This is a genomic window from Streptomyces beigongshangae, from assembly GCF_019710745.1.
GTDB lineage: Bacteria > Actinomycetota > Actinomycetes > Streptomycetales > Streptomycetaceae > Streptomyces > Streptomyces beigongshangae.
The window spans coordinates 46,350-59,887 of the sequence record NZ_JAHKJW010000049.1; the positions used below are offsets into that span (position 1 = coordinate 46,350).

Below are 13,538 nucleotides of genomic sequence, written 5' to 3' on the forward strand. Positions count from 1 at the left end.
GGCCCGTGCGGCGGAAGAGCCGGCGCATCGCGCAGCGAACCTTCCAAGGGTGAGCGGGTACCCGTCCTCCAAGGGTGAGCAGGTACCCGTGTCAGGCCGTGGCCGTCTCCTCCGGCGGCGGATCCTCCGTGATCCGGAAGCGGTTGATGGCCTCGACGTGCCGGGCCCGCGTCTCCTCGTCGCGCACGCCCATGCCTTCCTCGGGTGCCAGGCACAGCACGCCGACCTTGCCCTGGTGCAGGTTGCGGTGGACGTCGTAGGCGGCCTGGCCGGTGTCCTGGAGGGAGTAGACCTTGGACAGGGTGGGATGGATCCTGCCCTTGGCGATCAGCCGGTTGGCCTCCCACGCCTCGCGGTAGTTGGCGAAGTGCGAGCCGATGATGCGCTTCAGCGACATCCACAGGTACCGGTTGTCGTAGACGTGCTCGTAGCCGGACGTCGACGCGCAGGTGACGACGGCGCCCCCCTTGCGCGTGACGTACACACTGGCGCCGAAGGTCTCGCGGCCGGGGTGCTCGAAGACGATGTCGACGTCCTCTCCGCCGGTCAGCTCGCGGATGCGCCCGCCGAACCGTTTCCATTCCTTCGGGTCCTGGGTGTGGGCGTCCTGCCAGAAGCGGTAGTCCTCGGCATCGCGGTCGATGACGGCCTCGGCGCCCATCCTCCTGCATATCTCGGCCTTCTGCGGCGAGGAGACCACACAGACCGGTGTGGCGCCGCCGGCGAGGACGAGCTGCGTGGCGTACGAGCCGAGGCCACCGCTCGCCCCCCAGACCAGGACGTTGTCCCCCTGCTTCATCTGGGCGCCGTTGCGGGAGACCAGCTGGCGGTAGGCGGTGGAGTTGACCAGGCCGGGAGCGGCGGCCTCCTCCCAGCTCAGGTGCGCGGGCTTGGGCATGAGCTGGTTGGACTTCACCAGCGCGATCTCCGCCAGGCCGCCGAAGTTGGTCTCGAAGCCCCAGATGCGCTGCTCGGGGTCGAGCATGGTGTCGCCGTGGCCGTCGGCGGACTCCAGTTCCACACTGAGGCAGTGCGCGACGACCTCGTCGCCGGGCCGCCAGGCGTTGACGCCCGGCCCGGTGCGCAGCACCACGCCCGCCAGGTCCGATCCCAGGACGTGGTAGGGCAGGTCGTGCCGGCGGGCCGACGCGCTGAGCCTGCCGTAGCGCTCCAGGAAGCGGAACGTCGGCAGCGGTTCGAAGACGGCCGACCACACGGTGTTGTAGTTGACCGAGGAGGCCATCACGGCCACCAGCGCCTCACCGGGGCCGGGCGACGGGGTCGGCACCTCCGCCAGATGGAGCGACTTCCGCGGGTCCTTGTCGGCCGAGTCCACCCCCTCGAAGAGGTCGGTCTCGTCCTTGCGGGTGACGATGCCGCGGAAGGAGTCGGGAATCCGGACACCGGCCCAGTCCTGCCGGGTGACGTCCTCGGAAAGGAGCGCACTGGTCATGTCTTCCACGTACCGCACCTTAAAGTGACGAGGTCAGCGCGGGAACCCCAGATTTTCGGGCCCCGTGCAGGGGGGTACCCCCCTTACACCGTCGTCGGGTCCGCACCGTGGGGTGAGGGGTGTCCCGGGGCACGGCCGTCGCGGCGTGCCCCGCGATCAGGCCGCCGAACCGACGACCGGGGCCGCGGGTGCGCGGCCTCCACCCGGACGCGGGACGGTGCACGTCGGGCGGGACGGTGCACGTCGGGCGGAGACGAACAGGCCCGCCAGGACGACTGCCGGGACGGGGGGCAGCGGCCGGATCCGCGCACTGTTCCGCCCGGTCGGGCCCGCCGTGTCGCTGGGAGGTCCTTCTCGGCCGGTCAACCGAGGTCGACCCACACCTTGCCCGACGCGGTGGCCGCCGCGGCGAACGCCTCGTCGACGTCGTCCAGGGGATAGCCGTCGCTGACCACCGCGCCCAGGGGGGACGACGACGGTGAGCGCAGCGCGCCGACGGTCCGGGCGAAGTCCCCGGGGTGGTCGTAGACCATGCTGCCGATGAGGGTGACCTGCCCGGCCACCAGGTCACGGGGGGAGAGCTGGAGCGGCGCGGTGTCGAGGCCGATCAGTACCGCGGTGCCGTGCCGGGCGAGGCGCCGCAGCCCCTGCTCGACGGCTCCGGGGGCGCCGGAGGTCTCGAAGAGGTACGGGAACGTCCCACCGCCCGGCGGCGCCGGCAGCGCGCCCAGGGAACAAGCCCGTTCGAGGCGGCCCGCGTTGGGCTCCTGGACGTACACCGTCACCCCGTGCTCGACCAGGGCCCGGCACAGCAGCAGGCCCTGCGAGCCGGCACCGGTCACGAGGCAGGAGGAGCCGGGCGCGATGCCCGAGCGGCGCAGCGCCGCCCATGCCACGGTCGCCGGCTCCACGCAGACCAGGTCCTCCAGCGGCACGTCCGGCGCGACCGGCCACACGAACTCCGCCGGCGCCACCGCGTACTCGCTCAGCAGCCCCGGCACGGTCAGTCCGACCGCGGCCCGGCCGGCACAGGCCGACGTCCGTCCCTCCCGGCACGGCGGGCACGCCAGACAGCAGTAGTCCGGCTCGACGACCACGTCCTGACCGACCGTCAGACCCTCGACGCCGGCGCCGAGCCCGGCCACACGGCCGGCTCCCTCGTGGCCCAGGATCCACGGCCGGCGCGGCGCGGGCCGCCGTCCCTCGTACACCGCGAGGTCGGAGCCGCACAGGCCGGTGCCACGCATCCTGATCAGCACCTCTCCGGTGCCGCACCCGGGGTCCGGCACGGAGGTCACGGACAGCACGCCGGGCTCCGTCAGCACGGCGGCCCTCAAAGGACCGCCCACTCGTCGCGGCGGATCGTCGGCGGGCGCATGCCCGAAGCCTGCCACAGGTGATCAGCCCGGCGGTAGACCGCACCGATGTCCTTGCGCCATTTTCCTCCGGCAGCGGACAAATACCCCTTCACCACAGCGGGTTCGGTCTGTGGACGGGCTCATGGAACGCGTACGCTGTGCCAGGCAATCAAGCACCGCGTGTACCGTGAATGAGGAGCATTTCGATATGTCGGACAGCACCCTGGTCTCCGAAGTGGACGAGAGCTTGTACGCGCTTTCCCCCGAAGGGCAGGCATTACTCTTCACCGAGGCCAGGACGGCCTATGCCTTCCGTGACGAACCGGTCGGGGACGACCGCCTGCAGGCCATCTACGAACTCTTCAAGTGGGCTCCGACCTCGGCGAATATCAACCCGCTGCGGATCCTCTACGTCCGCACCGAGGACGGCAGGCGCCGGCTCCTCGACGGCGTGGCGCCGCCCAACCGCGAGCAGACCGCGTCGGCCCCGGTCACCGCGGTGCTGGCGGCGGACACGCAGTTCGCGGAATACGTTCCCTTCCTGGCCCCGTCCAACCCCCAGCTCCGGGCGATGCTGGAGGCCAACGAGGCCCTGCGGGTGGCCCAGATGGACCTCAACGCCAGGCTCCAGGCCGGTTACTTCGTGCTGGCCGTGCGGGCCGCGGGCCTGGCCGCGGGCCCGATGGGCGGCTTCAACGCGCGCGCCGTCGACGAGGAGTTCTTCCCCGACGGCCGGTGGAAGTCGATCCTGTTGGTCAACATCGGCCACCCGGCCGAGGACGCGTTCCGCGAGCGGGGGGCGCGGCCGTCCTACGAGCAGGCCGTGCAACTGGTCTGACAGCGGATCAGCCCGGCACGACGCCGACATTCCGGCGGAACGGGGCACTCGGTGCGAGTGCCCCGTTCCGCCGCCGCGCCCGGCCCGCGCGCGAAGCCGGAGTGGTTCGTGACGTACGACTCAAACGCTTGACATTGCGGTGCACGGCGATTTATCCATGATTCCGAGAGTTGCCCCCACCCATTCGGTGCCCCCCACCCACTCGGCACCCCCCACACACATTCGGTGAGCGCCCGTCCGCGCCTTGACCACACACCGTCACCACAAAAGACTACGGTTTTTTTACCTGTCTTTTTCCTCCATCATTCTCGCCGTGACGTAAAACGTCACGGCTGTCGTCTGCCCGTACGTCAAGCAGTTCGAGCGGCGGCGTTCCCTTCGCCCGGCCGCACAACACTAGGGAATGTCGGGAGCTGGCATGTCATTAAGTTTTTTGGAATGCCGCGATTCCGTGGCCGCCGTCACCGGCCGACGTGATCTGGTCGAACGTGACGCCGCACTGACCGCGCTGCGCGCGTCGTTGGCGGACGCCGTCGGCGGCAAGGGACGGCTGGTCGTCGTCGAGGGACCGCTCGGCAGCGGCAAGAGCAGACTGGTCCACGAGTTCCTGGAGACCCTGGAACCCGGCGCCGCGCGCGTCCTGCGGGCCACCGCGTCGCTGCGCGAGGAGGCGTTGCCGTTCGGGGTGCTGACCCAGCTCTCCCACGGCCTGGCCATCCCACCGGCGCGCCGGGAGGCGTTCCGCGCCCTGCTCGCCGCGGCGGTCGAGCACGCCCTCCTCCACGGCGGCACCGCCCCTGACGCCCAGGACGCCGCGAACCCCCGGATCGCGGACGCGTTCCAGAAACTCACCGTGGAACTGGCCCACTTGGCCGAAAACACCCCTCTGGTGATCTGTGTCGACAACGCCCACTACGCGGACGCCCCCTCCTTGCACTTCTTCGCGGGCGTCGTGGCCTGGCTGCACTCCACCCGCATCCTGGTGCTGGTCACCGACGACCCGACCATGCGCCGGCCGCGCTCACCGCTGCTCGGCGGGCCCGCACCGGGCCCGCACGTCCACCGCGTCCCCCTGGCCCCGCTCAGCCGCACCGCCGTGCACAGCCTCGCCACCCGGCTCCTCGGACCGCGCACCGCCACCCCCCGGCTCACCGCCGACCTGTACGCCGTCAGCGGCGGCAACCCGCTGGCCGTACGTGCTCTGATCGTCGATCAGCAGGCGGGCGGCACCGGCCACCCGGAAGGGTACGGGCAGGCGCTCCTCGACCTCGTGGCCCACGCCCGGCCGCCGATACCGGCCGTGGTCCGCTCCCTCGCGGTGCTCGGCGGTGCCCCGGAACCGGCCGACGTGGCCCGGCTGGCCGGGCAGGACACCAAGACCACCCGCTGGGCCCTGCGGGCCCTGGCCGACGCGGGCATGCTGAGCGCCGACGCACGCGTGCCGGGCGCCCACGCGGGCCCGCCCGGTACCGGTGTCGTGGTGCCGGCGGCCGGGACCGCGGCACCGGCGCACGCGGAGCGGTACGCGTTCCGGCATCCGGCCGGTGCCGCCGCCGTCCTGGACAACCTGCCCGCCGCCGACCGGACCGCGCTGCACCACGCCGCCGCGGAACTGCTGCGGGAGAACGGCGCCTCGGCGCTCACCATCGCCCGGCAGCTCACGAGCGCCGGGGACGCGGGCATCGACGACGGCATCGACGTACTCCTCGCCGCCTCCCAGGAGGCACTGGCGGCCGGCGACGTCGACACCGCCCTCGGCTGCCTCGGCCTCGCCCGGCGCACCCGGACCGACGGCACCACCGGCGCCCGCGTCCGGACCCGGCTCAGCCGCCTGGAACGGCAGTTGAAACCGCAGGCGGCCGTCCGCCACCTGCGCCCCCAGCTCGACGACTTCCATGCCGGCCACCTGGACCGGCGGGGCGTCTCCGAACTCGTCCTCGGTCTCGCCGACACCGGCGCCCTGCACGATCTGACCGCCCTGCTCGACGTCCTGCGCACCCGGTACCGGCAGGACAGCGGGCCCGGCCCCGGCACCGAGGACATCCGCTCCCTGACGAGCTGGGCGGCGACGGCCTACCCCCTCCACACCGGTCTGCGCAGACTCGCCCACTCCGTCGCCGCGGCCACCCCCGCGGCCGTCCCCTGCCACGACCCGTGGCTGCCCTCCGCGGTCGCCCTGTCCGACGACTACGTCGACGGGCGCCACGACCAGCTGGTCCGGCGCGCCGAACTCCTGCTGAGCACCTACCACCTCGACCACGACTCGCTGTGGAACGTGGAGTCCGGGGTGCTGGCCCTGCGCGGCCTCTGCCACGCGGGCCGGCTGGACGAGGTGGTCGCCTGGTGCGGGAAACTGGAGGCCGAGGCCGCCGCCCACCACGCCGTCGCCTCACAGGCCCGGTTCCTCGCCGTGCGCGCCGAGGCCCACCTGCAGCGCGGTGACCTCGTCCACGCCCGTGACCTGGCCGCCCGCGCCCTGTCCCTCGTCCCGCCGCAGGGCTGGGGGGTCGGCCTCGCCGGCGTTCTGGCCTGCGCCGTCCTGGCCGCCACCCGCTCCGGAGACCTGGCGGCGGCCGAGAAGTACGTGGCGCTGCCGTTACCCGAGCACGCCCTGCACAGCCGCCACGGCGCCGCCTACCTGCACGCCCGTGGCCACTACCGGCTCGCCACCCACCATCCGCAGGCCGCGCTCGCCGACTTCCTCGCCTGCGGCCGCTTCGCCGAGACCTGGGGCAGGCCCGGTGCCGACGTGGTCCCCTGGCGTCTCAGCGCGGCCGAGGCATGGCTCGCGCAGAACGACCAGGAACAGGCCAAACGCCTGGTACGCGAACAGCTCGCCCGGCTGCTCCCCGGCCCCTCCCGGGAACGCGGGCAGAGCCTGCGCACCCTGGCCGCGGTGAGCCGGGTCACCCGCCGCCCGCAACTGCTCACCGAGGCCGTCGACATGCTCAAGGAGAGCGGCGACGACTACGGACTCACCCGCGCCCTCATCGACCTCGGCGCCGCCTTCCGTGACGCCGGCGACCAGCGCAACGCCCGCCGGGTGGCCCACCGCGCCTGGCACCTCGCCAAGCAGACCGGCACCGAACACCTGTACCACGAGGCCGCCCTCGACCCGGCCGGCTCCGAGGTCGCGCCCGCCGCCGACGCCGACGCGCAGGAACGCCCCGACGGCGTCTCCTCGCTGACCCGGCAGGAACGCAGGATCGCGGCACTGGCCTCCAAGGGGTACACCAACCGGGAGATCGCCGCCAAGCTGTACATCACCGCCAGTACCGTCGAGCAGCACCTCACCCGCGTCTTCCGCAAGGTCAACGTCAAACGGCGCCAGGAACTGCCCTACCTGCTGTGACCGGCCCGCCGGCCAGCCCCGAACGGAACGCGTCGACCAGCGCCGCCAGTTCACGCGAGGTGCGGGCCGGGCCGTAGACGTGGTGGTCCGGGCGCACCAGCAGGTACCGCGCCCGAGCCGCCCGCAGCAGCGGCAGATACACGCCGTCGACGTCCGCGGCGGCGTCCGGCGCGGCCCCGGCGCCCGGTACCCCGTCCTCCACCAGGTGCACGATCCGGGTGCCGAGCCCGGTGAGGAAGGCGAGCCGCGGTCCGTCGAGTGCCGCCGCCGGAGCGGCCGACCCCAGCAGCACCGGACCGGCGCCGACCACCTCGTCGAAGTACCCGGTCACACCGCCCAGCCGCACCCGGCCCTGCGGCACCACCTCCCCGGCCGGCGGCACCGGTTCCGCGCCGGCCCCGGTGTACAGCAGCCCGGTCCGCAGCGGCGCGCCGGCGCCGCCGAACCGGCCGGTGTCCGTGCCCGCCAGCAGCGCGGCGTCCCTGGCCGCCGCCGCGGCCCTGTCGGTCACACAGAGCACCTTGCCCAGGCGCACCGCCGTGCCGACCGCCTCCCGCACGTGTCCGGCACGCTCGGGGCCGTACGTGTCCAGCAGTTCCTCACCGGCGTCACCGCTCAGCACCAGGTCCAGTTTCCACGACAGGTTCAGCGCGTCCCGGACGCCCGCGCACATGCCCTGGCCGGTGAACGGCGGCATCAGGTGGGCCGCGTCCCCCGCGAGCAGCACCCGGCCGCGCCGCCACTCCTCGGCCCAGGCCGCCTGGAAGCGGTAGACGCCGTGCCGCCGCAGCGTGGCGTTGGCCGGCGTCACGTCGAACGGCGCCAGCAGCCGCCACGCCGTCTCCTCCCGGTTCAGCTCGGCCACGCTCTCCCCGGGCAGCCGCATGAACTCCCAGCGCCTGCGGCCGGGTCCGCTGCCCACCGCCGTCGTCGGCCGTGCGGGATCGCAGAACTGCACGTTGAGCGGCGAGAACTCCCTCGGCACGTCCAGCGTCACGTCACACAGCAGCCAGTCGTAGGAGAAGCCCAGGTCGTTCCACCGCACCCCCAGCCGCTCCCGCACGAAACTGTTCGCGCCGTCGCACCCGACGACCCACGACGCCGTCCACCGCCGCTCCCGCCCCGCCGCGTCGGCCGCCGTCACCTCCACCCGGTCCCCGTCGTCGGACAGCTCCGTCACCGTGCACCCGCGCACCACCTCGATCCCCGGCAGCCGCCGCGCGCGGGCGGACAGCGCCTCCTCCAGGGCGGGCTGGTGCATGGTCGTCGTCTCCGGCCAGCCGTGCGCGCCCCGCCGCGCCAGTTCGACGCGGAGCAGCGACTCGCCGTCGGCGTTGCGCCAGTCGTAGGCGTCGGCCGGCAGGCCGATCTCCGCGAACGCGTCGCCCACCCCCAGCCCCGCCAGCGTCCTCGCCGTCTCACCGTCGAAACTGGTCGCCCGCGGCAGCGTGTAGGGGGCTTCCCACCGCTCGACCACCGTCACGCGCCGGCCCCGCTCGGCCAGCAGTACCGACAACACCTGACCCACGGGCCCGTACCCGACGATCAGGACATCCGCCTGCGACGTGCGCATCGGCCCCTCCCTCCGGAAGTGCGGCGAACCTACCAACGGCGTTCCGCCGCACACCGCGGAGAAAGCCCCGCAGATCACAAATAGGGGGAGGTGAGGGGGTGATTCAGGGGATCCCCGACGCCCGGCGCGGGTGAAGCTGGACGTGGCCGAAGCCGCCGCAGCGGCACGCGTACCCCAGCAGACGGAGTGTGGAGACAGCATGCTGCGTGCCGAGTTGATCCGCCCGATCCACGAACTCCTCACCGAACAGAGCCGGCGCTTCGGCGACAGGACTGCCTACCTCGACGCCCGGCGCGCCGTCAGCTACGCCGGTCTGGAAGCCCGTACCCGTCGTCTGGCCGGGCACCTCGCCGGACTGGGTCTGCTGCCCGGCGACCGGGTGGCGATGTTCCTCGGCAACCGGGTCGAGACGGTGGAGAGCTACTTCGCGGTCGTCCGCGCCGGCGGCATCGGCGTCCCGGTCAACCCGCACCTCTCCGCCGCGGAGCTGGAGCACCTGCTCACCGTCAGCGGCAGCCGCGTCGTCATCACCGACGCCGCCCACGTGCCCGCGGTGCGCCGGCTGGCCCCCCGCACCGGCCCGCTGACCGTGGTCGTGGTGGACGGTGACGGCCCCGTCCCCGCCGGGTGCCTGGCCTACGAGCACTTCGCCACCACCGAGCCCGCCACCCCGGCCCGCGACGACCAGGGGCTCGACGACGTCGCCTGGATGCTCTTCACCTCCGGCACCACCAGCAGCCCCAAAGGCGTCCTCGCCACCCAGCGCAACTGCCTGTGGTCGGTCGCCGCCGCCTACGTCCCCGCGCTCGGCCTCACCGCCGAGGACCGGGTGCTGTGGCCGCTGCCGCTGTTCCACAGCCTGTCCCACATCGTCTGCGTGCTGGCCGTGACGGCCGTCGGAGCCACCGCCCGCATCACCGACGGCCACTCCGCCGACGACGTGCTCGCCCTGTGGGAGCAGGACCGGTCCACCGTCGTCGCCGGTGTCCCCACGCTCTACCACTACCTCGTCCGCGCCGCACGGGCCCCGGGCTTCACCGTGCCCCGGATGCGGGTCGGCCTGGTCGGCGGCGCCGTCTTCGGCGCCGCGCTGCGCCGCTCCGCCGAGGAGACCTTCGGCGCCCCCCTCATCGACGCCTACGGCTCCACCGAGACCTCCGGTTCCATCGCCATCAACTGGCCGACCGGCGCCCGCGTCGAAGGCTCCTGCGGCCTTCCCGTGCCGGGCCTCGCGCTGCGGGTCGTCGACCACCGCACCGGCCTCGACGTGCCCGACGGCACCGAGGGCGAGGTCTGGGTGCGCGGCCCGAACGTCATGGCCGGCTACCACGACCAGCCCGACGCCACCGCCGAGGCGCTGCGCGACGGCTGGTTCCACACCGGTGACCTCGCCGTCCGCGACCGCGACGGCTACCTGACCGTCACCGGACGGCTCAAGGAGCTCATCATCCGAGCCGGGGAGAACATCCACCCCGGCGAGGTGGAGGACGTGCTGCGTCAGGTCCCCGGCGTCGCCGACGCCGCCGTGGCCGGCAAGCCGCACGACGTCTTCGGCGAAGTGCCGGTCGCCTTCGTCGTCCCCGCCCCCGGCGGCTTCGACCCGGCCCGGGCGCTCTCCCTGTGCCGCGAGAGGCTCTCGTACTTCAAGGTCCCCGAGGAGCTGTACGAGATCGAGCGCATCCCGCGCACGGCCACCGGTAAGGTCACCCGGCACCGGCTCCTGGACGGTCCTGCCCGGCTCCGCGCGGTCGGCGGCGCCCACCATGACACCCTTTTCCGCACCCATTGGGTTCCCCAGCCGTCCGCGCCCGCGTCGGCCGACGGCCACTGGACGCTCCTCGGTGACCCCGGCACCGCCCTCGCCGACCGCCTCCGGGCCTCCGGCACCGACCTGACCGGCGACACGCCCTCCGTCGCCCTGCTGCCGACCCCCGCGGGCACGAGCGTCGACGACTTCCTGCGTACGGCCGAACCCTGGCTCACGTCCGCCGACCCGGCCGGTCCCCGGCTGGTCGTGCTCACCCGCGGCGCCGTGGCCACCCACCCGGGCGAGACGGTGCGGGACCTCGGCCAGGCGGCCTTGTGGGGCCTGATCCGCTCCCTCCAGGCCGCCCACCCCGGCCGCGTCGCCGTCGTGGACCTGGATGACGCTGACGACCCGGACGACCCGGCCGACCCGAACGACTCGGCCGACGCGAACGACGCGAACGACTGGGCCGATGCGGCCGACGCGGCCATGGCCGCCCTGGCCGCCGCGGTGGCGTCCGGTGAACCGCAGAGCGCCGTCCGCGACGGTGTCGTCCTGCTGCCCCGACTGGAACGCGTGACCCTCGACGCCGCGACGGACACGGTCGCGCAGCCCGATCGAGCCTTCGACCGCACGGGCACCGTCGTCGTCACCGGAGCCGACACCCGACGCGGCACGACGATCGCCCGCCACCTCGCCACCGCCCACGGCGCCCGCAGCCTGCTGCTGATCACCCCGCCCGGACAGGGCGCCGGCGCGGCCGGCCTGCGCGCCCGGCTCACCCGGCAGGGCACGGAGGTCCGGCTCGCGGAGGCCGACCTCGACGACCGCGCGAAACTCAGGCGGGCGCTGGCCAAGGCGCCCTCTCCCCTGACCCTGGTCGTCCACGCCTGGGACGCCGTGGACGAGCCCTCCGAGACCCGCGTGGCCGCCGAGGTCCGCACCCTGCACGACCTCACCCGCGACGCCGCCCTCACCGCCTTCGTGCTGTCCTCTTCGACCAAGGGCCTGCTGGGCGCGGCCGGCGAGACCACCGAGGCCGCTTCGGCCGCCTTCCTCGACGCCTACGCCCAGAACCTGCGCGTCCAGGGCGTCCCGGCCCGGTCCCTCGCCTGGGGCCCCTGGGAGGGCGAGGGTGGCACGACGGGCGGTGCGACGAGCGGTGCGACGAGCGGTGCGCTGACCGAGCAGCAGGCGATGGCCGCCCTGGACACCGCCCTCAGCGTGGACGACGCCCAGCTCGTCGTGATGAAGCTCGACCCGTCCGCCGCTCCCGGCTCACCGCTCCTGCACGACCTGATCGATGTGCCGACCCGGACCGCCACCGCGGACGAGGCCGTCACGAACGCCCTGCGCGAGCGCCTCGCCGACGTTCCGGACGCCGACCGCGACCGGCTCCTCACCGACCTGGTCCGCGACCAGCTCGCCGACCTGCTCGGCCTGACCGGCAGGCAGGCCGTCCAGCCCGGGCGCCCCTTCACCGACCTGGGCCTGACCTCGGTCACCGTGGTCGAACTGCGCAACCGTCTCACCGAGGCCACCGGACTCCGCCTCCCCGCCACCTCCGCCTTCGACCACCCCACCCCGCAGGCCCTGGCCGGCCTGCTGCGCCGTGAACTGTCCGGCACCACCACCCTGGCCGGCACCGCCACGGGCGCCCCGACCGCCCCCGTCCCGCTCCCGCGCACGGCCGACGACCCCGTCGTCATCGTGGGCATGGCCTGCCGTCTGCCGGGCGGTGTCGTCTCCCCGGAGGACCTGTGGGAGCTGGTACGGGCCGGCGGCGAAGGCACAGGTCCCTTCCCGACGGACCGGGGCTGGGACCTGGACCACCTCTTCGACCCGGACCCCGACCACCCCGGCACCAGCTACGTCCGCGAGGGCGGTTTCCTGCGCGACGCGGGCGACTTCGACGCGGCCTTCTTCGGCATCTCCCCGCGCGAGGCCCTGGCGATGGACCCGCAGCAGCGGCTGCTCCTGGAAACGTCCTGGGAGGCGTTCGAACGGGCCGGCATCGACCCGACCGCCCTGCGCGGCAAGGACATCGGCGTCTTCACCGGAATGATGCACCAGAGCTACGGTGCCGGCGCCACCGGCGATCTCGAAGGCCACCTCATGACCGGGACGACGGCCAGCGTGGCGTCGGGCCGGGTGTCCTACGTGCTCGGCTTCGAGGGCCCCGCGGTGACGGTGGACACGGCGTGCTCGTCGTCGCTGGTCGCCCTGCACCTGGCCGCCCAGGCGCTGCGCTCCGGCGAGTGCACGATGGCCCTCGCGGGTGGCGTGACCGTGATGGCCGGACCCGAGTCGTTCGTGGAGTTCTCCCGGCAGCGGGGCCTGGCTCCGGACGGCCGCTGCAAGTCCTTCGCCGCGGCGGCGGACGGTACGGGCTGGGCCGAGGGTGTGGGCGTGCTGCTGGTGGAGCGCCTGTCGGACGCGGAACGGCTGGGGCACCGGGTGCTGGCGGTGGTACGCGGCAGCGCGGTCAACCAGGACGGCGCCTCCAACGGCCTCACCGCCCCCAACGGCCCCTCCCAGCAGCGGGTGATCCGGCGGGCGTTGGCGCAGGCCGGGCTGACACCGGGTGACGTGGATGCGGTGGAGGCACACGGCACGGGCACGGCCCTGGGCGACCCCATCGAGGCCCAGGCGCTGCTGGCCACCTACGGCCAGGAGCGCGAACAGCCGCTGTGGCTTGGGTCGTTGAAGTCGAACATCGGTCACGCGCAGGCGGCCGCGGGCGTCGCCGGTGTCATCAAGATGGTCATGGCGATGCGACACGGAATACTGCCGCGCACCTTGCATGTGGACGCGCCGTCACCTCAGGTGGACTGGTCGGCGGGTGCGGTGGAGCTGCTGACCGAGGGACGGGAGTGGCCGCAGACGGACCGGCCCCGCCGTGCAGCCGTGTCCGGCTTCGGCGTCAGCGGCACCAACGCACACGTCATCCTGGAACACGTCCCCGAACCCTCCGACACCCCCGCCCCACAAACCGACGGCCCCTTCCCCCTGCTGATCTCCGGAGCCGACGACCAGGGCATCCGCGCCCAGGCACGGCAGTTGGCGGAGTTCGTACGGACGCGTCCTGAGCTGGATGTGGGTGCGATCGCCGCGGACCTGATGAACGGCCGCGCCGCACTGTCGGAACGTGCGGTGATAGTCGCCGAAGACCGGGCGGAGATGCTGGCCGGGCTGGACGCCGTGGCCGAAGGCGGCG

The 13,538-nt window shown here is 73.5% G+C and carries 6 protein-coding genes; 3 read left to right on the forward strand and 3 right to left on the reverse strand.

The features are described from left to right. Positions 1-91 precede the first annotated feature (91 nt). Positions 92-1,453, reverse strand: coding sequence for a crotonyl-CoA carboxylase/reductase (ccrA, locus tag KM933_RS29885; RefSeq protein ID WP_260334366.1), 1,362 nt, complete (start codon positions 1,451-1,453; stop codon positions 92-94). A 362-nt stretch (positions 1,454-1,815) separates the two neighbouring features. Next, positions 1,816-2,760 carry a zinc-dependent alcohol dehydrogenase gene (locus tag KM933_RS29890; RefSeq protein ID WP_308013588.1) on the reverse strand — a complete coding sequence of 315 codons (945 nt, stop codon included), beginning with the start codon at positions 2,758-2,760 and terminating at the stop codon, positions 1,816-1,818. A 259-nt stretch (positions 2,761-3,019) separates the two neighbouring features. Between KM933_RS29890 and KM933_RS29895 the strand changes: the two genes are divergently transcribed. Then, positions 3,020-3,649: a malonic semialdehyde reductase gene (locus KM933_RS29895; RefSeq protein ID WP_221357962.1), complete on the forward strand. Its 630-nt coding sequence runs from the start codon at positions 3,020-3,022 to the stop codon at positions 3,647-3,649. Between the two features lie 451 nt (positions 3,650-4,100). Next, complete coding sequence (locus KM933_RS29900; RefSeq protein WP_221357964.1) at positions 4,101-7,001, forward strand: helix-turn-helix transcriptional regulator; 2,901 nt, start codon at positions 4,101-4,103, stop codon at positions 6,999-7,001. On the opposite strand, the gene mhpA is transcribed toward KM933_RS29900, so the two are convergent. Further along, positions 6,967-8,574, reverse strand: coding sequence for a bifunctional 3-(3-hydroxy-phenyl)propionate/3-hydroxycinnamic acid hydroxylase MhpA (gene mhpA / locus KM933_RS29905; protein ID WP_221357966.1), 1,608 nt, complete (start codon positions 8,572-8,574; stop codon positions 6,967-6,969). The genes KM933_RS29900 and mhpA overlap by 35 nt on opposite strands. A 199-nt stretch (positions 8,575-8,773) precedes the next feature. Between mhpA and KM933_RS29910 the strand changes: the two genes are divergently transcribed. Next, positions 8,774-13,538, forward strand: a 4,765-nt coding sequence (locus KM933_RS29910; RefSeq protein WP_221357968.1) for a beta-ketoacyl synthase N-terminal-like domain-containing protein, incomplete at its 3' end; no start/stop codon positions are given.